The sequence below is a fragment of the Sporosarcina sp. P17b genome (assembly GCF_002743115.1).
GTDB lineage: Bacteria > Bacillota > Bacilli > Bacillales_A > Planococcaceae > Sporosarcina > Sporosarcina ureae_C.
This window is the reverse complement of the sequence record NZ_PDYP01000001.1, coordinates 142,378-164,868: the sequence shown is the minus strand read 5'-3', so window position 1 is coordinate 164,868 and position 22,491 is coordinate 142,378. Positions and strand designations below refer to the sequence as shown.

The following is a 22,491-nucleotide window of genomic DNA, read 5'->3' as shown; positions in this document are numbered from 1 at the left end:
GACAATCCCCCCTATTCAAAATCCTTTAAGGTATGTAGCAACTCCATGAAGCGATCTGGATTTACAGTAGGAACCATTTCCTCTAGCTTCTCTACGGTTTCCAGACGACCTTCATGCTTTTCGAACAGATTGAGTTTCTTCTCGTAATCCTCGAGCATAGCCTCAGTCCGCTTGACATTGTCATACACAGCCTGTCTCGATACGCCGTACTGCTCTGCGATTTCACCGAGAGAAAGATCATCTAAATAATATAATTGCATATATAAACGTTGTTTGTCAGTTAATAATGATTGATAAAAATCAAAGAGGAAGTTCACTCTTGTCGTTTTTTCAAGCATGATCACGACCTCCTTCAGTCACCATTATATATTATCTTGCACAGACACTACTGTCAAGTATATTTACTTGTCTTCTTTAATTTCCTCTTCATCTTCTTTAGATTCTTCCATTTCCAATCCATCCGCAAATAATCCATAGACATATTTCTCTGGATCGAAGGGTTGTAAATCATCAATACCTTCACCAAGACCGACAAATTTCACTGGTATGTCCAGCTTATTACGGATCGCTAACACGATACCGCCTTTTGCCGTGCCATCTAGTTTTGTCAATACAATACCTGTGACATTCGTTACTTCGTTAAATGTCTGGGCTTGAATCAATGCATTTTGTCCAGTCGTCGCATCCAATGCTAATAATACTTCATGAGGAGCACCTTCAATTTCACGACCAATGATACGATGGACTTTTTCCAATTCATTCATCAAGTTCACTTTATTTTGTAAGCGACCTGCGGTATCACAAATAAGAACATCGACATTGCGCTTCTTTGCTGCTTTAACTGCATCAAATATAACTGCAGCTGGATCTGAACCTTCAGCCTGGCGAACGACCTCTACACCCGTTCGCTCTCCCCAGACGACAAGCTGTTCTATCGCCCCTGCGCGGAACGTATCCCCAGCAGCGAGCATGACCGTTTTGCCTTCCTTTTTCAACCGTGAGGCCATTTTACCGATCGTTGTCGTTTTACCGACACCGTTCACTCCAACCATCAAAATTACATTCAGTCGACCTTCTTCCAAATTCAAATCATTGGAAACTTCTTCACCTGAATTGTAGATTTCTACAAGTTTTTCAGAAATCAGTGACTGCATACCAGTTGTATCTTTAATGTTCTTACGCTGTACTTCTTCTTTCAGTAAATCAATTAATTCCATAACTGTTTCAAATCCAACATCCGCTTGAAGCAATACTTCTTCGAGCTCTTCAAAGAATTCTTCATCAACCACACGGAATCGGAATACTAAATCATTCACTTTCGATGTAAATGAATCTCGAGTCTTTGTCAGACCATCTTTAAACTTCTCCGTTACTGCTTCGTTTGTACCTGAAATCTTATCTTTTATTTTCTTAAAGAAAGACATTCCTTCACTCCTTAGCTACTGATTTCTTCTGCTACTTCAGACAATTTCACGGAAAGTAATTTGGAGACGCCTGATTCCTGCATCGTGATGCCATAGAGGACGTCAGCGCCTTCCATCGTACCTTTTCGATGCGTAATTACAATGAACTGGGTTTGCTCCGAGACTTTCTTCAAATAATTACTATACCGCACTACGTTCGCTTCATCCAGCGCTGCTTCCACTTCATCTAGAATACAGAATGGCACAGGACGGACTTCCAATATGGAAAACAGCAAGGAAATCACAGTGAGCGCGCGTTCCCCACCAGATAATAGGCGTAAGTTCTGTAATTTCTTCCCTGGAGGTCGTGCTACGATATCAATTCCTGTTGTCAGTAAGTTAGTAGGATCTGTTAAGACTAGGTCCGCTTCTCCGCCACCAAACATGTCTTTAAACACACGCCGGAAATGACTTCGGATCGATTCAAATGTTGTTTCGAAGCGACTTTTCATTTCTTGATCCATTTCTGCCATTGCCTCTTGCAGCGTATTTTTCGCTTCGACCAAATCATTACGCTGTGACTGTAAAAATTCATGGCGCTCTGATACTTCCTCGAATTCCTGAATCGCATTGGGATTGACAGGCCCGATCTTTGCAAGTTGTTGCTTACAATCTTCTACCGTTTTGCGAAGTAATGGAATGTCCGACGACTCAATCTGCAACTCGTTTGGTCTTAAACCATATTCTTCTTCTAGGCGATCTTTGACTGTTTCATATTGCGTATCTAATCTGGACAACTGGATCTTCATCGTATTCAAGCGCTCAGAAATAGAGTCCACTTGTTGCCTAACTTGTTTCATATGCTGTTCGTGCTCCTGAACACGTTTAGCTTGCTGAAGACGTTTAGTTTTTTCTACCTCTATCGTTTTCAGCAATTTTTGTTTCGCTTCAGTTGCTTGATGACTTTGTTTTTCGATTTCCTTCGGTGTTAATTCTTTACCAATTACAAACTCTTGCACGTATTGCTGTTCTTCTTGCAGTCGGCTGATTGTCAGTTCCATTTCCTCTAATTGCGTGACGGTCTCCAACATACCCGTTGAATGATAGGCATCTTGTTCTTTCAATACAGCACTTTTTTGTTGCAAATCATGTAATCTCGTTTGCAAGGACTGCTGTTCTTCCCGTCTGTTCTCTACTAGTCTTTCCAAACTCTCCAACTTTTCTAGCATCTGTTGCAGTTCATTTTTTAATGCTTTATGACGAGTTTGCAAATCTTGTTTTTTGGTCGTTAATTGTTTTTCAGCAGAGACGGTATCAGTACGTCCAACTTCAATTGTAGATATTTCCATTTCTACAGAACGCATTTCCATTTCAGTTTCCTGAATAGACGAATGAATTGAGGACTTTTTCTGTTGCACATCTTCTAGCTTTACACGTAATTGATCACGCAAATGTAGACTATTACCGACCTGATTGCGAGTTTCAGACGTTTGGGCAGTAGCTTGCTGAATAGATTCATCCATTTGATGCAATTGATTGGAAAGCGTCTCCAGCTCTGCCTTTCGGGAAAATAGCGTGGATTGGCCTTTTGCACCACCACCTGTCAATGAGCCCCCTGCATTGATAATATCCCCGTCAAGCGTGACGATCCGATAGCGGTGTCCGATTATTTTTGCTAAACCTGACGCGGCTTGTAAATCACTGGCAATGATCGTTTGGCCTAATAAATTTTTAGCGACCGACTCATATTCCATAGAGGTTTGAATAAGTTCAAACGCTGTACCGATGAAACCTTGTTGTTGAGTGAGTACTTGTCTGCTATTCATTGGCAATTCACGCGGTTTCAAGATATCCAACGGAAGAAACGTAGCGCGACCGAAATTTCTTGATTTCAAGTATCCGATAGCCTGTCTGGCATCACGCTCAGTCGTAGTAATGATATGCTGCATGGCAGCGCCAAGAGCTGTTTCAATTGCCTTTGTATAAGCCGGTTCCGTTGTGATAAGTTCAACTACAGCGCCTTCGATTCCCTGTATACGTTGTTTCTGCTTTGCATGAAGTACTTCTTTGACACCTGAATAGAACCCCGAAAAATCTTTTTCAAGACTTTCTAGGGCGCGCAGTCTTCCTTGCATTTCAGACTGTTTGCGTAATGCTTTTTGAAGAAATTGCTGTTGAGTCGATAAACGTTGCTCTTCCTCTGACAATTGTTGCTGACAGGTTCTCGCTGACTTCTCCAAATCGTCCAACTGTTGCTGAACAGCCTCTTTTTGCTTGATCTTCTCCTGCTGTTCTTTGGTGAGTTGTTGTTTTCTCTCGGAAAGCAGGGCTGTCTGAACCGTAATCTTTTCTGTAGAGGACTTTTCACCTTGTAGCCGTTCTTCTACATGCTTAATTTCATTTCTCACAGTAGCTTCTTCATTGAGCCGCTCAATATAATTAGATTTCAACTGTTCAATTTGTTGTTCTGTTTCTTTTAGTGAACTGTTTAACAGAGCCATGACTTGTTTACTTTCTTTCGTCACTTCTTCAAGTTCATTTCGAATCACTTTCTGTTTATTCTGCATGGAACTCAGTTTTTCTTTTGCTATATGTTGCGTTTGTTCAGCAATTTGTAACTCTGACTTAATTCGTTTTACTTGTTGCTCTGTATTGCGGGTCTTTTCTAGGGACAATAATCTTCTACCATCCCACTTCTCCGCTTCTGCTGTTTTATTAATCAATTCGCTTTGAAATTCATCCAGTTGAAACTCTATTTTCTGAAGAACTTGTTTATCGTGATCTAGTTCCTCTTCACTTTGTGCAAGTTGAACCGAAAACTTTTGCCGTTCTGCTTCATCACTTTTCACAACTACCGTTTTTTCGGAAATCTGCTGTTGTAATGCAGACGCGTCATGATGAAGCAATTGAACGTCAGCCTCACGAAGAGTCGAACGCAAATCAGAAGATTTACGTGCCAAAACCGCTTCTTTTTCTAGCGGCACAAGTCGATCATCGATTTCCTTTAATATATCCAGTACACGATCCAAATTATCGGTCGTCTCAAATAGTTTATGTTCAGCCTGAAGTTTATGGGTTTTGTATTTCAATACACCCGCCGCTTCATCGAAAACATTGCGTCTCTCATCTGCACGACTGTTCAAGATCTCGTCTACACGACCTTGTGAAATAATAGAAAAGGCTTCTTTGCCTAATCCTGAATCCATAAACAGCGTCGTGATATCTTTTAACCTACAAGTCTGTCCGTTTAATAAATACGCACTGTCACCAGATCGAAAAACCCTTCTAGTTACACTGATTTCGGTGTAATCGAGCGGGAATAAGTTTTGTGCATTATCTAAAATAAGGGTGACTTCTGCAAAATTTACCGCCCTTCGCGAATCGCTGCCTGCAAAAATGACATCTTCCATTTTACTTCCGCGCAATGATTTTGCAGACTGTTCACCAAGTACCCAACGAATTGCATCGATAATATTACTTTTCCCGCTTCCGTTAGGTCCAACGATGGCCGTTACCCCTGGCACAAAATCTATATGGATTTTTTCCGCAAAAGATTTAAAGCCTGCAATTTCCAGCCTTTTCAAAAACACGATTAGTTCTCCCCTTCGTTTGTCTGCATCGATAAATGTTCAATCGCACGACGGGCAGCTTCCTGTTCCGCTTCTTTCTTGGATTTACCTATTCCTTTTCCAAGTTGTTGATCATTGAGATTGACTACGGTAACAAACTTTTTCGCATGTGCAGGACCTTTTTCTTCTATGACTTCGTACTGAAGAGGTCCGTTATTTTTTTGCTGCACTAACTCTTGCAGGCGACTTTTATAATCTGTCACATGCGAAAAAGCTCCGATACTAATTTTCGGAAAAATGATTCGTTTTAGAAACTCTTCAACGACTTCCATGCTCTGATCCAAGTAGAGCGCACCGATATATGCTTCAAATACATCCGCAAGTAATGCTGGACGCATTCTTCCGCCAGTCAATTCTTCCCCCTTGCCAAGAAGAATATAATCACCGAAGTTTAATTCATTCGAAAACTTAACAAGTGATGGCTCACATACAATCGCTGCACGAAGTTTCGTAAGTTCCCCTTCGCTTTTTGCAGGTTCTGTGCGGAATAAAAACTTTGATACTCCAAGCTCCAAAACAGCATCTCCAAGGAATTCCAATCGTTCATTATCGGAAAACTTCTTGCGACGGTGTTCATTGACATAGGATGAGTGGGTAAATGCATTGTACAATAGATTCTCATCTTCAAATTGAACGCCTAGTTCTTGCTGTAGCATGGTGAATTTTTCGCGTACAGCTTGTGGCAATGTAGGATGGGATGCTTGATCTTTCGATGTTCTTTTATTTTTCATAAACTACTCTGCCTCTCATCTATTAATTTTATATATGCGCTTTAAAGCGAAAAGAGACGCTTTCTTCTTTTCAGATGAAAGGAAGAAAGTGTCTCACCTAAAAGATCATTCGCCTACTTTTGCTGTAATGTACGTTACTGCATCTCCGACAGTTGCAATTTTCTCTGCATCATCATCAGAAATTTCAGTTTCAAACTCATCTTCAAATTCCATAACAAGTTCTACTACATCTAGTGAATCAGCTCCAAGATCCTCACGGAAAGAAGCTTCAGGTTTTACTTCGCTTTCATCGACACCTAGACGGTCGACAACTACTTTTGTTACGCGCTCAAGTACTGTTGACAACATAGTCACCTCCTCTCAAGGCCAAAGTCGGCACATTAGCTACTATTGAATTATAGGGGTTAGTCCCCTTGTTACGCAACCATAAATAGCGCTTTCAAAGAAGTAGGTCAATTACATCACCATACCGCCATCTACATTGATGGTCTGACCGGTAATATATTTTGCCTCATCGGATAGTAAGAAAGCGACAGTGCCCGCTACATCTTCAGCACTTCCAAGCTTACCTAAAGGAATCGTTGACAATAGTTGTTCTTTCATGTCATCGCCCAATTCATCTGTCATATCTGTTGTGATGAATCCTGGTGCTACGGCATTCACTAAAATATTACGTGCCGCCAATTCTCTTGCTGTCGTTTTGGTCAAACCAATGACGCCTGCTTTTGCCGCCACATAATTTGCTTGTCCTACATTTCCAACAACGCCTACAACAGAAGCGAGGTTGACGATTCTTCCTGAACGCTGACGCATCATTTGACGTGTGACAGCTTTAGTACATAAGAATACGCCTTTTAGATTAATGGATAACACATCATCCCACTCATCTTCCTTCATGCGCATTAATAAGTTATCTCGCGTAATGCCAGCATTATTGACAAGGATATCAATACTACCAAAGTGTTTGATCGTCTCGTCCATCATAGCTTTCACTTGATCAGCATCCGATACGTTTGCTTGAATGACTAGTGCTTCTCCACCTGCCGAACGTATTTCTGCCGCTACGGTTTCTGCTTTGTCTTGACTACCGCTATAATTGACAACTACTTTTGCGCCTTCAGAAGCCAAGCGTAAAGCAACAGTGCGTCCAATCCCTCTAGAAGCTCCTGTGACAACTGCTGTTTTCCCATCAAACCTTCCCATCATGACCACCCTTTCGCTTCTTCTAGCAACTTCTCAAGCGTTTCTTCATCATAAACCGGGTACACTTTAGCTGTACGATCTATTTTACGGATCAAGCCGCTCAATACTTTTCCTGGACCACACTCTACGAAACGAGTAACCCCAAGTTCAAGTAGTTTTTCAATAGACTCTTCCCAACGTACAGGAGAGTAAAGTTGCTCTACCAATAATTTTTTTATTTCATCCTGCTTCGTTACTTCGTCTGCAGTAACGTTTGCAATAACCGGAATTTCTGCATCCTTCATGTCAATATCTTCAAGCGTTTTTTGTAATTCCTCGGCAGCTGGTTCCATGAGTATGGAGTGGAATGGTCCACTGACATTCAATGGCAATGCACGTTTTGCACCAGCCTCTTTTAAAGCTGTACATGCTTTATCCACGCCAACTTTTGCACCTGAAATAACAATTTGTCCAGGGCAGTTTAAGTTTGCTGCTTGTACTGGATGTCCTGACTCTGTGATATTGGCCGTAATCGATTCCAAGACTTCACGATCCATTCCAAGAATGGCAGCCATTGCACCTTTGCCTGCAGGTACTGCTTCATTCATATATAGACCACGCTTATGCACAGCGACTACTGCATCTTCGAACGAAAGCACCTTGGATTCAACAAGCGCTGTATACTCACCTAGACTGTGGCCTGCTGAATAATCAGGTATAATGCCTTCTTGTTCCAAACGTGCCGCGATCATCGCACCCACAGTTAGTAAAGCGGGTTGCGCATTATAAGTCAACGTCAACTCGTCTTGTGGACCTTCAAGTATTAATTTACTCAGTTCGAAACCAAGGGCTTCATCCGCTTTCTGCATGAATTGCTTAGACGACTCGTTCTTCTCTATGAATTCTTTACCCATCCCCACGGCTTGAGAGCCTTGTCCTGGGAAAACAAATGCCAGTTTACTCAAGATTCCTCTTCCTCTCCGATTGTTTCTTTAATCTTTTCACATACTTGGTATTGTACCATGGTTCTCGCTTGGCGAACTGCATTGAAAAGTGCATTGGCGTTGGATGAACCATGCGCTTTGATGACGGGTTGATTCAGACCAAACAATCCTGCTCCACCGTATTCCGAGTAATCCATTTTCTTTTTTAATCCTTTGAGATCATCTTTAACCAATCCTGCCGCAAGCTTGGTTTTCAATGATGACATAAATACGTCTTTAATCATGGAAAACACATTCATTGCAGTTCCTTCAATCGTTTTCAGCACCATATTCCCTGTAAAGCCATCCGTGACTACGACATCAGCCACACCATTTAACAAGTCACGTGATTCCACGTTACCGATGAAGTTGACTGGTGCAGCTTGCAACTCGGCATAAGCAAGTTTCGTTAGCTCATTCCCTTTTCCAGCCTCTGTGCCGATATTTAATAATCCGACACGGGGTTTTTCAATACCCCGCACTTTTTCTGCATAGATGCTGCCCATAATCGCAAACTGCGCTAGCTGTGATGGTTTACTATCTGAATTCGCTCCTACATCTAGCAAAACAAAACCACTACCATCAATCGTAGGTAAGGTCGGTGCCAGTGCCGGTCTTTGGATTCCATCCAAGCGTCCCACGATAAATAGTCCTGCTGACATGAGTGCGCCAGTATTGCCCGCTGACACACACGCCTGTGCCTCACCATCTTTTACCGCCTGCGCCATACGTACCATGGAAGCATCTTTTTTCTTTCTAATTGCGCGCACAGGTTCATCATCCGGTTCAATGATTTCCGAGCAGTGCACAACTTGAAGGCGTGGATGCGGTTCGAGGAATGGTGCCATTTTTTGCTCATCACCAAATATATGTATCTTGATGTCATCAAATGCATGAAGGCTCTGTATTACTCCTTTGACAATCTCTCCAGGGGCATTATCTCCACCCATTGCGTCTACTGCAATAATCATCTGTAATTACCTGCCTTTTTTTGTCGTACGATACATCTGGAACTCTCCTGAGAAAACAGGCTCACTCTCTACAGTTGACAGAACATCGACGATCGTACTTTTATTTTTCAAGGTTTCCTTACGCACTATGGCACGAGATACCACACGATCTCCTGCTCTCACTGGTTTTTGGAAATGAAGCGAAGAACGGACAGTCAAAGCCAAATCATCATCCAAAACCGCAACAGCCAATGAATTCGCCTGTGCAAATAAATGATGTCCTCTCGCAATACCATTTCTCTTGAAGACATGTGCTTCCGTGACGTCAAAGATCGAAAGTGCTTTATTATCTAATTCCACATCGATAATTTCACCAAAGATTTCTTCTGTTTGCATGGATTTTACTGTACCTAATATTTGTTGTGACGCTACCGATTTCAGCCGCTCTCTCAACTCTGGAATACGGCATTCCATTCGATCCAGTCGGACGGTTTGGATACTCACGGAGAAATGCTGGGCAATGTCCTCATCCGTTAGAAATGGATCTTCTTCAAGTAGCGTTACGAGTAATTGTTGCCTCTCATGTTTAGGAACTTTCAATTACTACACCCCTCCAGATTAGCACTTGGTATTAACACTAAGTATATAAAGAGCTAAAACAGATTGCAAGAGGAATAGAATATAGTAGTTGCACAGCTATCAATCTATCCTCTTATCAGTGAGTGCACCTGACTGCTCAAGTCGTTTGCGTAAAGTAGCATACTCGTCGCCTGTCCAAAATGCATCCGAATTCAATAAACGTTCTGCATCATCACGTGCTATAGTGAGCACTTTAATATCATGGACCAAATCAGCCATTTTAAATTCTGGCATCCCGCTTTGTTTCTTGCCGAAAATATCGCCTGAACCCCGTAACTCCAAATCCTTCTCAGCCAGAATAAATCCATCGTTCGTTTCCGTCATCGACTGCATACGCATCTTGCCTTCTTCTGAAGATGGATTCGCAAGCAATACACAGTATGATTGATCAGAACCACGTCCTACACGTCCTCTAAGTTGATGTAGCTGGGCAAGACCGAATCTAGTCGCATCGTAAATTAGCATGAAGGTTGCGTTCGGCACATTGACGCCAACTTCTACAACAGTCGTTGAAACGAGTATGTTCAACTGTCCTTCACTGAACTCCCGCATGACTTGTTCTTTTTCAGTCGAAGGCAAACGACCATGCATTAAGCCTACCGTATAGCGACCACCAAAATAATTACTTAGTTCCGCGTGTACCTCAACTGCATTTTGGACATCCAATTTATCTGATTCCTCGATCAAAGGACAAATGACATAGGCTTGTCTTCCTGCCCTCAACTCTTTTTCCATCTTTTGTAGCACAGGTATTAAGGAATCTTCTTTCAGCCAATGTGTTTCAATTTCTTTCCGACCGGCCGGCAATTCATCTAAGATAGACACATCCATTTCACCGAATACCGTAATTGCCAGTGTTCTAGGAATAGGTGTGGCTGTCATGAATAGCACATCAGGATTTAGACCTTTATCACGCAAGACACGACGTTGTTGCACGCCAAAACGGTGCTGCTCGTCTGTCACAACAAAGCCTAGTTTATGAAACTGCACTTCAGGTTGGATGAGTGCGTGCGTTCCAATCAGCAAGTCAATCTCTCCGACCTCCAAACGTTCCAGCAACTCTTTTCTCGCTTTCGCTTTAGTAGATCCAGCTAGAAAAGCGACAGTAACACCGAAAGGTTCGAACCAATTGGCCAATAATTCGGCATGCTGCTCAGCCAAAATTTCTGTTGGTGCCATCAATGCCCCTTGAAAACCTGCCGTAACCGCTGCATACAAGGCTATAGCTGCTACAGCCGTCTTACCTGAGCCCACATCTCCTTGCAGTAAACGATTCATTCGGAGTGGTGATTTCAGTTCCGCACATAATTCATTCACTACACGTTTTTGTGCATTTGTAAGTTCAAATGGCAACGTACTGATGAACTTTTTCAGCAAATCTAGATCGTATTGAATAACAAGTCCTTTTTCCTGCTCTTTACGTAATTTTTTCATGCCTTGAATCTTTAATTGAAATAGTAATAGCTCTTCATAAACAAAGCGTCTACGAGCATGCTTGACGTCTTCAGGCGTAGTCGGGAAATGGACCATTTCTAAAGCTTGTGAAATAGAAGGTAATTTGTACGCACTGAGTATCTCTTGCGGCAACGTTTCTGTTACATATTGCGCTGTTAGATCGATTACAGTTCGCATGTAGCGCCTAAATGTTTTTTGGTGCATAATTCCTTTTAAACTATACACCGGCTCGAAGTCAGTTTGCTCACCAGTATGTAAACGATTGACCGTAATCACCTGACGTCCTCGGTCCCATGCTCCAGTTACATTAATTTGCATCCCTGGAAGTAGACGATCCTTTAAATAATGCTGATTGAAAAACACAGCTTTTATCAAATGATGACCGACTAATAAACGGACCTGCATTCTTGAACGGTTCTTTCCAGAATAAAAAACTGCTGGTTCGGACTCGATTCGTCCTTCCACAGTAACGCGTTCGCCATGCGGTGTTTCAGTCAAGTCTTTCATACGAAAATCTTCATGACGGTATGGGAATGTATACAGCAAGTCTTCGATCGTCAAAATCCCTAATTTTCCAAATTGCTCTGTCGTTGCTTTACCTATTCCTTTTACAGTTCCGACACTATTATTCAAAATATTTTCCATACGAAATCTACCCCCTCCCCATATCAAGTTAGAAAACGGATGTTCTTCTTTTAAGTTTACCATGAAAAGATAGGAAAATAAAAACGTTGCCCTACTTACAGGACAACGTGATGTGTTTATTCTACAGATATAATGTATGGATAAAGCGGTTGTTTTCCAGCATATAATTCTATATCGATATGATCAAATTGTTCTTCAATATAGCTACTGACTTTTTCCACTTCTTCAGTCGTCACGTCTTCACCATAAATAATCGTGACAATTTCATCTTCCTCATCAATCATGGAAGATATTAAGTTCTTCGCCACATCTTCCAATGAAGGATTAGAGCTAGTAATTTTCCCTTGAGCGAGTCCCATGAAATCATCTTTATGGATAGTTATGCCATCAATCGATGTGTCACGAACCGCGTAAGTAACTTGTCCGGTTTTAATAGAAGAAGATGCTTGTAACATCGTTTGAGCATTCTTTTCTACTGTCGCTTCCGGGTTGAATGCCAAAATAGCTGCTAGGCCTTCTGGTACGGATGTCGTCGGCACAACCGCCGCTTGAATATCCAATACTTCAGCCGCTTGTTCAGCCGCCATTATAATATTTTTATTGTTTGGCAAGATCAATACTTTCTCAGCACCAATTTCTTGAATGGCTTTGACTATATCCTCCGTAGAAGGATTCATCGTCTGACCACCTTCAATCACTGCAGATGCTCCGATACTCTTTAGAAGCTCAGCAATTCCTTTACCCATCGAAACCGTTACAATTGCATATTTGTGTTGAGCCGGTCTCTGTGTTGACACTTCATCTCGATCCATAATATCGCTATGTTGTTCACGCATATTATCGATTTTCATCTTCGTTAACGAACCATATTTCTGTCCGTAAGACAAAGCATCTCCTGGTTCCTCTGTGTGGATATGTACTTTTACTACTTCATCATCTGAAATAACAAGTAGTGAATCACCCAGTTCGCTTAAGTCTTGTCGGAATACAGCTTCGTCAAAAGGTTGATCTAGAAGCTTATCTGAATCCAGTTTGACCATGAATTCTGTACAATAGCCAAACTCGATGTCCTCTGAGTTCATAAAGCCCTGAATACTACGATGATGCTCGGTATTCACTAAGTCATCCATTGAATGCATAACTACCTTTTCAGGTAATTCTTCACCTTTTAGACATGCCAAAAATCCTTCATAAACATATACAAGACCTTGTCCACCACTGTCTACTACGCCAACTTCTTTCAAAACAGGCAATAGATCAGGTGTACGTTTCAAAGAAGCTTTTGCCTCTTCCACAATGATTTCCAGCAATGCAATTAAATCAGACGCATCTTCAATATGTTCCACTGCCGCATTGGCAGCATCTTTGGCAACCGTCAAAATAGTTCCTTCTACAGGCTTCATCACAGCTTTATAAGCTGTATCGACACCGTACTTCAGCGCCTCTGCAAATTGTTTAACGTTTACTTCCGCTTCTTTTTCAATTTGCTTACTAAATCCTCTGAATAACTGGGATAAAATCACACCTGAATTTCCGCGTGCACCCATAAGCAATCCTTTTGAGAATGCCTGTGCAGTCAAACCAATATGTTCTTGTGCATTTCTTTCTGTTTCTTTCGCGCCGGATGTCATGGATAAATTCATATTCGTTCCCGTATCACCATCTGGCACCGGGAATACATTTAAAGAATCCACATAATCCGCATTTTGATGAAGATGATGCGAACCCATTTCTACCATCTTCGCAAATTGCAATCCATTAATTGAAGTCATTGACTTGAAGGCCTCCTTTTACACGTTCGTTACACGAACACCCTGAACAAAAATATTTATAGAACTCACTGATAGTCCCAACGTCGTTTTCACTATATATTGCACTTTTGATTGTACTTGATAGGCTACTTCAGTAATTTTTGTGCCATAGCTCATAATGACGTAGATATCAATATGGAATGCATCACCTTCGTTACGCACAATCACGCCACGAGAAAAGTTTTCTTTGCGGAGGATTTCCGTAAGCCCATCGCGAATTTGGTGTTGGGAAGCCATTCCCACAATTCCATAACACTCGACCGCAGCCTCACCGACTACTTGTGCAATTACATCATTCGTAATATCTATCGTCCCATGCTCATTTTTAAGTTCGATTGACATTCCTCTTCTCCTCCCCATCCCTAGACACATCATACGTACATTATACGGTAATTCATCAAGAATGAAAGTATTGAAACCATTAAAAGATAGTGTAAAGGAAAAAACCTTGAAAGTATCAAAATAAATTGTTGCATCGATTCAACGCTTATGATAAAGTACTATGGTATGCGAATTGTAACGTGAATCGCTAAATAATTCACGAGGAGGAACTAAAATGGCTAAACAATGTGTTATAACTGGACGAAAAGCTCGTGCTGGTAACTCTCGTTCACACGCTCTGAACTCTAGCAAGCGCACTTGGGGCGCTAACCTTCAAAAAGTTAGAATCCTAATAGACGGCAAACCTAAACGCGTTTGGGTCTCTGCAAGAGCTCTTAAATCAGGCAAAGTACAACGAGTATAATTTAAAGCTGAAAGCGCCTTGGTAGCCTCGACAGATGTTGGAGGAATTGCCATAAAGGCGCTTTTTTGCCTTTATGGCAATTTCGAAACATTCCGAGAGGCTGGCGCTTGAAGCTGGATATAATTAAAAGCTGAAGACGGCGTTTAGCCGCGACAGGCACTGGAGGGCTAGAAAATAAAGGCGGGTTTTGCCTTTATCTTCTAGCCTGAAGTGTCCCGAGCGGTTGCCGTCTGAAGCTAGATATGATTTAAAGCTGAAAGCGCCTTGGTAGCCTCGACAGATGTTGGAGGAATTGCCATAAAGGCGCTTTTTTGCCTTTACAAAAAAAAAAAAAAAAAACACAAAGCACCACTTAGGCGCTTTGTGATTTTTCTTTTTTGCGTTTTTTTGTCTTGGCGGCTTTTGGATTGGCAGCAACGGTTGATTTAGTACGGCTGTCCTTTTGGAAAGCTACTGCGCACTTTCTCACAATGTTACTGACAAACTTCGGCAATGTGAATGTATATACTCGCAAATCCCCAACTCCTTTCAGGAATCTGAACTCCTTACCATTAAGCATATGCCCTCACGGAAAGAGATAGTACAAACATCCGCCACTGTTTCATTACTCGTAAAGCGAGTAACACCGATTTCCAATCGTTCATTCACCGTTTCATATTTGAATCCTGTCAACGTCAGCCCTGTCACGACGGGGCCGAACGAGAAAAAGGATGTATAAGGATAGCGTAAATCCTTCTTTACACGTCTCACGCCAGGAAGCATGACACGAATATCATTTGTGGTATTGTGTATTTTGAATTTCACTTTACGATTTTCCGATTGCATGCGATACAATAAATGCAATGCGGACTGTAAGTGATCCAAACGACCACCCGTCACGCCTGTTAAAATAATATAATCTGGTTCATATGAAAGCGCTCGTTGCACAGCAAGTTCCGTATCTGTCTCATCTTTATCTTCATTAGCACGATGGACAATTTCTACATTCGAATTGATCTTTTCAAACTGTTCTTCTGTTACAGAGTCAAAATCACCAACCGCTTCAGTGGGCTGAATCCCTTTTTCCAATAAATACAATGCACCACGGTCTACACCGATATATACCGTATCTTCTTGATCGTATTCAGCTAAGTCGACCACTTCTTCTATAGGACCTGCTGCACACACGATGGCGTATTTCATTTTGCCATCACACTCTCGCCTGCAGACTTAATAGCTTGAAGCGCTTTAGCACGATCTTCTTTACTATAAATTGCAGATCCCGCTACAAATATTGTTGCACCAGCCTCTACGCAAGGCTTAATAGTTTCTTCGTTAATTCCACCATCGATCTCAATTTCAATGGAGAGATTGCGCTCTTTAATGAGTTCAGCGAGTTGCTTCACTTTGGGTAGAACGGAATGGATAAACGACTGACCGCCAAAACCTGGATTAACCGTCATGAACAATACCATGTCAATATCTTCTAGGACATGCATGATTTGCTCAATTGGCGTATGCGGATTCAATACGACACCTGGTTTCACACCCGTCGATTTGATCAACTGCAAAGTTCTATGCAAGTGAGGGCAAGCTTCTACGTGTACCGTAATATAATCAGCACCTGCTTTCGCAAAATCCTCGATATAGGCGTCAGGATTCTCGATCATCAAATGGACATCAAGCGGTAATTCAGTCAATGGACGCAACGCTTCAACCACAATCGGTCCCATTGTAATATTCGGAACAAAATGTCCATCCATTACATCGATGTGAATCAGTTCTGCTCCTGCTTTCTCTACTTCCTTCACTTCTTCTCCAAGTTTTGCAAAGTTTGCTGCTAAAATAGACGGTGCAATTTTTATCATACTTAGTACCTCGGCTTTCTATCCATTATTTCTTGCAAAAATAACATGTAATTTTTATACCGACCTTCAGAAATTATTCCTTGCTCTACCTGCGCTTTCACTGCGCAGCCAGGTTCTTTCATATGAAGGCAGCCTCTGAATTTACAGCTTTCACCGGCTTCTGAAATCTCCACAAAATAGTCTCTCAGCTCTTCTTTTTCGATATGTTCAAAATCTAACGAACTGAATCCGGGCGTATCGGCGACCAACCCATCGGCTACTTCAAGTAACTCTACGTGGCGCGTAGTATGTTTACCACGGCCAAGCGCATCAGATATCACACCTGTTTTTAATTGCAATTCGGGTAAAATCGTATTTAATAATGTAGATTTCCCCACTCCTGACTGGCCGGCGAGTACAGTAGTTTTGCCACTAAAATACGGGCGAAGCGTTTCAAGTAAAGAATCTTCATGATCGATATTACGCAAGATGGTATACCCTATTTTTTGATAATAAGCTAGATTCACTTCATTGTCTTCCAGCTTTTTCGTGGTCGCGATATCTTCTTTGGAAATATACAAAATTGGTTCCAACTGATGAGATTCAATAACTGTCAAGAAACGATCAAGTAAACGGAGACTCATATCGGGTTCAACAACTGAAAAAACAAGAAGAGCTTGATCTACGTTCGCAATTGGTGGTCTGACTAATTCGCTTTTTCTCGGATGAACTTCCGTAATCGTCGCATCATTGTCTCCATCCGGTACATACGTAACAAAATCTCCTACCAACGGATTAATTTTCTTCAGTCGAAAAACTCCGCGACTTTTACATTGAATCAATTCACCATTATGCTCTACATAATAAAAACCACTGATAGCTTTTCGAATCTGGCCTTCTGCCATCGAACTCCTCCTCTATTCTAAATCTTTATAGTCATACTTATTTTCTTCAATAACTGTTTGATCTCGCATGATTTTATATCCACCACGATCACCTTCTTGAAGTTCAATGGTAACCTTGCGCGTTGTATCTTCCGTAATTTCAAATTCTTCTATTGGATCATTCATTGTGTGTGTACGATCTTGTATATATATTTGAATTTTTTGCGGAATTATTTCGGGCTCAGGTTTTGTTTGGGGATTGTTATCGGTATCTATTTCACCGTCTGTACTATCCTCTTCTATTGGTTCTTCAGGGGACTCATATGGGATGGTAATAGTTTTCACCAATAATTTGACAGGCTTAGAAGCAGGTCCTTTTGACACCACGACATCCACTCTTTGTCCCTTTTCCATTTTTTCACCTTTAGAAGGTTTTTGAGAAACTACATGTCCTTTTGGCACTTTTTCCGAGGATTCTTCACTAACGATATGAATTTTCAATCCAGTTCTCTTAGCATAATCCTCCAACTGTTTTGCAGACATGCCCGATAGATCGTCCAATGATTGGAGTTCTTTTCCTTTGCTTACTGTGAAGATTAATTCTGTTTCTTCAGGAATGACAGGTTGATCAGCTTCAGGTTGCTGACTAATGATTGTACCTTTTGGTTCATCAGCATAAACTTCGACTAATTCAATTGGCAAAAATCCATAACCTTCTAAAAAACGTTTAGTCGCTTCAAAGTTACGTCCTGTATAATCACTCAGAATCATCGTATCTTTTCCTGTACTGACAAATATTTTGACACCATCGCCCTCTTTGCGCTTCTTCCCCGCTTCAGGTACTGTTTTCGTTACTTGGCCTATAGTATATTCATCTGACGTCTCTTCGAAGCGTTCATCTATAACAAAGCCTTCTTTTTCAAGTATCTCTGTAGCTGCAAGTTCTTCTTCCCCTACTACTTTAGGTACGATAATTTCTTTAGGTTTCATCAACATAAACATTACGAATACTAGTAAAGAAATCAATAGAATACCACCGAGTAAAATAAATGGCCATTTCTTCTTTTTCTTTTTAACAGGACTTACTGGCTCAGGTTGTACTGGATTGATTTTCATAGTATCTTCTGCAACGACAGATTTCGGGATGTCTTTAATTACAGGAATAGCCATGGTTTTATCATCATCAAAAGGCAAGGCGAATTTACTTTCATCCAATCGATCAGCAGATAAAACGGTTAGTAAGTCATCATACATATCATCTGCGGTAGCGTATCGATAGATTGCATCTTTAGCAGTAGCTTTTAAAATAACGTTTTCTACGCTCTGAGGGATGTCAGGAAATTGATCACGAACAGATGGCGTTTCTTCCTGTAAATGCTTCAATGCAATTGCCACCGCAGTCTCTGCAGAAAAAGGTAGCTCCCCTGTAAGTAATTCATAAAATACGATACCGAGTGAATATATATCAGATCGTTTCGTAGCCATACCGCCTCTGGCTTGTTCAGGAGACAAATAATGGACCGTTCCAATTACAGAGTTCGTCTTCGTATGAGCTGTGGAATTTAAAGCCATCGCAATTCCGAAATCTGTTATTTTTACATCGTCCTCACCATTCATTAACACGTTTTGAGGTTTAATATCACGATGCACAATGCCATTATGGTGCGCATGTGATATGGCGGAGACAAGCTGTTGCATAATTGACACTGCATGTTCTGCCGACAATGCACCGTGAGTATGAATATAGTCTTTCAGTGTTTTGCCGGCTATGTATTCCATCACCAAGTAATGGAGTTCATCTTCTTGGCCGACATCAAAGATATTTACAATATGTGAATGTGTCAGGCTCGTCGCGGATAGCGCTTCCCGCTGAAATCGTTTTTTCAACTCTTCTTCATTGGCAAAATCATAATGCAGTACTTTGATCGCTACATCGCGGTCCAGTATTACATCATGCGCCAAATACACTCTGGACATTCCCCCATCACCGATGACCCGAATAATTTCGTAACGTTTACCAATTCGTTTTCCAATCATACGTGAGTCACCTCGATTTCAGGAATTGCCAGTAGTATAACTGTAATATTATCTTCACCACCGCGATGATTCGCTAGCTCTATAAATTTATCTGCTTTTTCTGCCAACGAACTTTCGTGCAACATAATATCAAGCATTGTTTCCTTTTCGATTTTATTGCTTAAACCGTCTGTGCAAAGTAGCAAAAAGGAGTGGGCTAGTAATGGAAACGAATAACGGTCAGGTACGATAGACTTCTCAGAGCCCACAGCTTTCATAATCCAATTCCGTTGCGGATGTACTTCAGCTTCCTGTTCCGTAATTTCTCCACTATCAATCAGCACATTAACAAAAGAATGATCCTTTGTTATTTGACGAATCGCTTTACCCGTTACTTGATAAATCCGGCTGTCTCCTACGTGAAAGACGATGCATTGATTGTCCAAGATCAATGCAAGATCTAGTGTAGTTCCCATGCCTTTATAGGTGACATCTTCTTGAGCAGTTGTGAATAAAAATTGATTAATATCCACCACTGTGTCATACAGCAAGTCAACCCAGTCCTGCTCCGATACTACGTCTCTATCAGCGGACATGAATTGCTCGCCTATCATCCGTACAGCTGTGGCACTGGCGTAATCTCCACCTTTGTGACCACCCATTCCGTCTGCAACCACTGCGAGTATCGTCTGTTTTTCAGAATGAACGAATACCGCAGCTTCATCTTCATTTACTGTTCGTTTCCGTCCTGTATCAGAGCGTATTTCATACTCCATGGGCTACCCTCCATTCCAATTGGTCTGGTTAGTTGATTCTTTGTAACGTCGCGACAAAGAAACCGTCACTTTGATGATCGTGAGGTAAAATCTGTAAGTAGCCATTCTTCGTTTCATTCTCTAGAATATGAAGTGGAACTAGTACAAAGTCTGGTTGCTCTTTCAAGAACCATTTTACAATCTCTTCGTTTTCGGACTTATCGATTGTGCATGTACTATAAACTAAAAGACCATCCTTCTTCACTAGTTGACTAGCAACTTCAAGTAGTTCTTTTTGAATGACTGTAAGATTTTCAATATCTTTAATGGTTTTTTTGTATTTGATTTCAGGCTTTCTACGAATAACCCCTAATCCACTACATGGCGCATCTACTAATACGCGGTCAAAAGATTGAGGTTCGTATGTTTTCAATAATTCCCTGCTATCTCCACTATTTGTATGAATGGAACTCAACCCAAGTCGTTCTGCATTTTGCTCAATTAAACGTAATTTATGTGCATGCAGATCATGTGCCTGAATTTCCCCTTCATCTTTCATACGCTCTGCTATATGAGTAGTTTTACCTCCTGGAGCAGCACACATATCCAATACGCGCATACCCGGTTCTACTTGCAATGCAATGGCAGGAAGCATAGAGCTCTCATCTTGAATCGTCAACAACCCTTGTTTGAATACTTCTGTAGAAGCCAAATTTCCTGACTCCACTTGGATACTACTATCTGAAAGAGTACCCGCTATTGCAGTAATGCCTTCTTTTTTTAGTAGGCCGATGACTTCACCAATATTCGTTTTGGTTCTATTGATTCGAGCTGTTGTAATAGGTGGTTGATTATTGACTACTGCCGCTGCGGTAGCTTCTTCCATACCGTATTGCTCAATCCATCTTCGGATCAACCACTCCGGGTGACTAGTCTCGATTGACAAACGAGTAATAGGATCTTCAATTTCATCTAATGAAGGTACACCTTCACGGTAGATTGAGCGAAGAATACCGTTCACCATGGACGAAACTCCTTTATGGCCTCGCTTATTGGCAATTTTTACTGCCTCGTTAACAATCGCGTGCTCAGGTATTTTGGAGAGATAAATGATTTGATAGACAGACAGACGAAGTAACTGCCGAACCCATGGCTGTAATTTCCCTCTCACAAACGGTGCTAAATAATAATCAAGCGTCATTTGCTGCTGTAACGTACCATATGTTAACTCTGTCAATAATGCACGGTCTTTTGATTGAAGATCATAGATTTCAATCGTTTTATGGAGCAATAAATTACTGTAAGCTTGCTCTTCTTCAATTTGCATTAACATCGATAATGCTGCATCGCGTACATTGCCTCGCCAAATCTTCTTTTTATAATTTGTCATTCAAATTTGTCTCCCACTTGCCATTTTGATCCGATTCCATTTAAGAACACGGTGGCTGTCATTCGTTTTTTACCTGCTGGTTGTAAGTCTGTAATGGCTATAGTGCCTTCACCTGTTTGTACTATAATACGATCTTTTTCCAGACCGACGATTTCTCCAGGCGTTGCATCAGATAATTGTTCCTCCAGCTGAGTCCACCAAATCTTCACTTGATCACCGGCAAACTTTGTATAAGCGACTGGCCACGGATGTAACCCGCGTACTTGGTTATATATCGAACGTGCTGAACTTGTCCAATCAATTCGCTCTTGTTCTCTTGAGATATTTCTTGCAAATGTCACTTGCGTCTCATCCTGTACTATACGCTCATTTGTACCAGCAAGGATGGAAGGTAATGTTTCTTTTAATAATGAAGTACCTGCTTTAGAAAGCTTTGTAAACATCGTCCCTGTATCGTCGGTCTCTTCAATTGGTGTAATGACTTGCGAAATGATATCCCCCGCATCCAATTTCTCCGCCATATACATGATCGTAACGCCTGTTTCTTTCTGACCATCCATGACTGCCTGATGAATGGGTGCACCACCACGATAGTTAGGTAATAAAGAAGCATGAACATTTATACAACCAAGTTTTGGTGCTTCGAGCAGTTCAATCGGAAGCAATTGACCGAATGCAGCCGTCACAATCAAATCTGGTTGGAGTTCGAGAATTTCCTGTAACTCCGCAGAACCTTTTAGCTTTTCTGGCTGAATAACAGGCAATCCTAAGCGTACTGCTTCTTCCTTTACGGGAGGTGGTGTCAATACGCGCTTGCGACCTACTGGACGATCTGGTTGTGTCACGACAGCGAGAATTTCATATTCTTCATTATGTAGCATCGTCAACACACCTACAGAAAATTCAGGAGTTCCCATGAAAATGATTTTCGTCATTCGTCACCCTCCTCTTCATCTTCGTCTTCAAATTCAGATGGATCCACTACGCGTGTAATCTTTTTATCGAATAGAATGCCATTCAAATGGTCGATTTCATGTAAGATTGCTCGCGCTTCGTAGCCTTCTGCTTCTAATTCATATAAACTGCCGTCCCGTTCTTGTGCTTCAATTTTCACATGGAAAGGACGCTCTACTTCTCCGAATAGTCCTGGGAAACTTAAGCACCCCTCGACTTCTACTTCAGATCCTCCAATTGCCGTAACGACAGGATTGATCATTTCGATAATTTCTTGTTCTTCATCGAAGTCTACAATGGCTACACGAATAGACTTACCCACTTGTGGAGCTGCTATTCCCACACCGTCATGCTCTACCATTGTTTCATACATATCATCTAGTAAAACACCCAGTTTTTCATCAAATACAGTAACTTCCTCGCATGGAGTCGTCAGGATAGGTGATGGATGCCTAACGATTTCTAATATAGTCAAAATAATTTCCTCATTTCT

At 41.4% G+C, this 22,491-nt stretch carries 22 protein-coding genes; 1 reads left to right on the top strand and 21 read right to left on the bottom strand.

Translation table 11 applies throughout. The features are described from left to right. Positions 1-11 precede the first annotated feature (11 nt). The 12 genes from CSV76_RS00825 to CSV76_RS00770 all read right to left on the bottom strand — a co-directional run bounded on the left by CSV76_RS00825 (position 12) and on the right by CSV76_RS00770 (position 13,770). Complete coding sequence (locus CSV76_RS00825) at positions 12-338, bottom strand: putative DNA-binding protein (protein WP_085428617.1); 327 nt, start codon at positions 336-338, stop codon at positions 12-14. Between the two features lie 63 nt (positions 339-401). Further along, positions 402-1,424, bottom strand: coding sequence for a signal recognition particle-docking protein FtsY (ftsY, locus tag CSV76_RS00820; RefSeq protein WP_085428616.1), 1,023 nt, complete (start codon positions 1,422-1,424; stop codon positions 402-404). Between the two features lie 11 nt (positions 1,425-1,435). Then, complete coding sequence (smc, locus tag CSV76_RS00815) at positions 1,436-4,993, bottom strand: chromosome segregation protein SMC (protein WP_158232723.1); 3,558 nt, start codon at positions 4,991-4,993, stop codon at positions 1,436-1,438. Between the two features lie 2 nt (positions 4,994-4,995). After that, entirely contained in the window at positions 4,996-5,763 is a 768-nt protein-coding gene (gene rnc, locus CSV76_RS00810; protein ID WP_085428614.1) for a ribonuclease III, read from the bottom strand. A gap of 105 nt (positions 5,764-5,868) precedes the next feature. Beyond that, positions 5,869-6,108: an acyl carrier protein gene (locus tag CSV76_RS00805; protein ID WP_085133672.1), complete on the bottom strand. Its 240-nt coding sequence runs from the start codon at positions 6,106-6,108 to the stop codon at positions 5,869-5,871. A gap of 111 nt (positions 6,109-6,219) precedes the next feature. Continuing rightward, positions 6,220-6,966, bottom strand: a complete 747-nt coding sequence (gene fabG / locus CSV76_RS00800; protein ID WP_085428613.1) for a 3-oxoacyl-[acyl-carrier-protein] reductase — start codon at positions 6,964-6,966, stop codon at positions 6,220-6,222. After that, entirely contained in the window at positions 6,966-7,910 is a 945-nt protein-coding gene (gene fabD, locus CSV76_RS00795) for an ACP S-malonyltransferase (protein ID WP_085428612.1), read from the bottom strand. The genes fabG and fabD overlap by 1 nt, the downstream gene beginning before the upstream one ends. Further along, positions 7,907-8,899: a phosphate acyltransferase PlsX gene (plsX, locus tag CSV76_RS00790; protein ID WP_085428611.1), complete on the bottom strand. Its 993-nt coding sequence runs from the start codon at positions 8,897-8,899 to the stop codon at positions 7,907-7,909. Before plsX ends, fabD begins: the two co-directional genes overlap by 4 nt. Before the next feature lie 6 nt (positions 8,900-8,905). Then, positions 8,906-9,478, bottom strand: coding sequence for a transcription factor FapR (fapR, locus tag CSV76_RS00785; protein WP_085428610.1), 573 nt, complete (start codon positions 9,476-9,478; stop codon positions 8,906-8,908). Positions 9,479-9,577: 99 nt separating this feature from the next. Beyond that, positions 9,578-11,617, bottom strand: a complete 2,040-nt coding sequence (gene recG, locus CSV76_RS00780; protein WP_085428609.1) for an ATP-dependent DNA helicase RecG — start codon at positions 11,615-11,617, stop codon at positions 9,578-9,580. 116 nt (positions 11,618-11,733) lie between these two features. Next, a complete protein-coding gene (locus tag CSV76_RS00775) occupies positions 11,734-13,389 on the bottom strand; it encodes a DAK2 domain-containing protein (RefSeq protein WP_085428608.1) in 1,656 nt (551 codons plus the stop codon). A gap of 18 nt (positions 13,390-13,407) precedes the next feature. Further along, positions 13,408-13,770: an Asp23/Gls24 family envelope stress response protein gene (locus CSV76_RS00770; protein ID WP_085428607.1), complete on the bottom strand. Its 363-nt coding sequence runs from the start codon at positions 13,768-13,770 to the stop codon at positions 13,408-13,410. A gap of 214 nt (positions 13,771-13,984) precedes the next feature. Between CSV76_RS00770 and rpmB the strand changes: the two genes are divergently transcribed. Continuing rightward, positions 13,985-14,173, top strand: a complete 189-nt coding sequence (gene rpmB / locus CSV76_RS00765) for a 50S ribosomal protein L28 (protein ID WP_085428606.1) — start codon at positions 13,985-13,987, stop codon at positions 14,171-14,173. A 352-nt stretch (positions 14,174-14,525) separates the two neighbouring features. Here rpmB and spoVM read toward each other — a convergent pair whose 3' ends face one another. The 9 genes from spoVM to def are packed head-to-tail and all read right to left on the bottom strand — an operon-like array spanning position 14,526 to position 22,473. After that, positions 14,526-14,687 carry a stage V sporulation protein SpoVM gene (gene spoVM, locus CSV76_RS17105; protein ID WP_099638033.1) on the bottom strand — a complete coding sequence of 54 codons (162 nt, stop codon included), beginning with the start codon at positions 14,685-14,687 and terminating at the stop codon, positions 14,526-14,528. Positions 14,688-14,701: 14 nt separating this feature from the next. Continuing rightward, entirely contained in the window at positions 14,702-15,355 is a 654-nt protein-coding gene (locus CSV76_RS00755) for a thiamine diphosphokinase (protein ID WP_085428605.1), read from the bottom strand. Beyond that, complete coding sequence (gene rpe, locus CSV76_RS00750; RefSeq protein ID WP_085428604.1) at positions 15,352-16,020, bottom strand: ribulose-phosphate 3-epimerase; 669 nt, start codon at positions 16,018-16,020, stop codon at positions 15,352-15,354. Before rpe ends, CSV76_RS00755 begins: the two co-directional genes overlap by 4 nt. Before the next feature lie 2 nt (positions 16,021-16,022). Continuing rightward, on the bottom strand, positions 16,023-16,904 hold the full coding sequence (gene rsgA / locus CSV76_RS00745) for a ribosome small subunit-dependent GTPase A (RefSeq protein ID WP_085428603.1): 882 nt from the start codon (positions 16,902-16,904) through the stop codon (positions 16,023-16,025). 12 nt (positions 16,905-16,916) lie between these two features. Further along, positions 16,917-18,920 carry a Stk1 family PASTA domain-containing Ser/Thr kinase gene (pknB, locus tag CSV76_RS00740; protein ID WP_099624486.1) on the bottom strand — a complete coding sequence of 668 codons (2,004 nt, stop codon included), beginning with the start codon at positions 18,918-18,920 and terminating at the stop codon, positions 16,917-16,919. Further along, the gene (locus CSV76_RS00735; protein ID WP_099624485.1) at positions 18,917-19,675 is read right to left on the bottom strand and encodes a Stp1/IreP family PP2C-type Ser/Thr phosphatase; all 759 of its coding nucleotides are present in this window, start codon (positions 19,673-19,675) and stop codon (positions 18,917-18,919) included. Before CSV76_RS00735 ends, pknB begins: the two co-directional genes overlap by 4 nt. 28 nt (positions 19,676-19,703) lie before the next feature. Continuing rightward, entirely contained in the window at positions 19,704-21,044 is a 1,341-nt protein-coding gene (gene rsmB, locus CSV76_RS00730) for a 16S rRNA (cytosine(967)-C(5))-methyltransferase RsmB (RefSeq protein ID WP_085428600.1), read from the bottom strand. After that, positions 21,041-21,979, bottom strand: a complete 939-nt coding sequence (fmt, locus tag CSV76_RS00725) for a methionyl-tRNA formyltransferase (protein ID WP_099624484.1) — start codon at positions 21,977-21,979, stop codon at positions 21,041-21,043. The genes rsmB and fmt overlap by 4 nt, the downstream gene beginning before the upstream one ends. Further along, positions 21,976-22,473 carry a peptide deformylase gene (gene def / locus CSV76_RS00720; RefSeq protein ID WP_099624483.1) on the bottom strand — a complete coding sequence of 166 codons (498 nt, stop codon included), beginning with the start codon at positions 22,471-22,473 and terminating at the stop codon, positions 21,976-21,978. The genes fmt and def overlap by 4 nt, the downstream gene beginning before the upstream one ends. Positions 22,474-22,491: the final 18 nt, after the last annotated feature.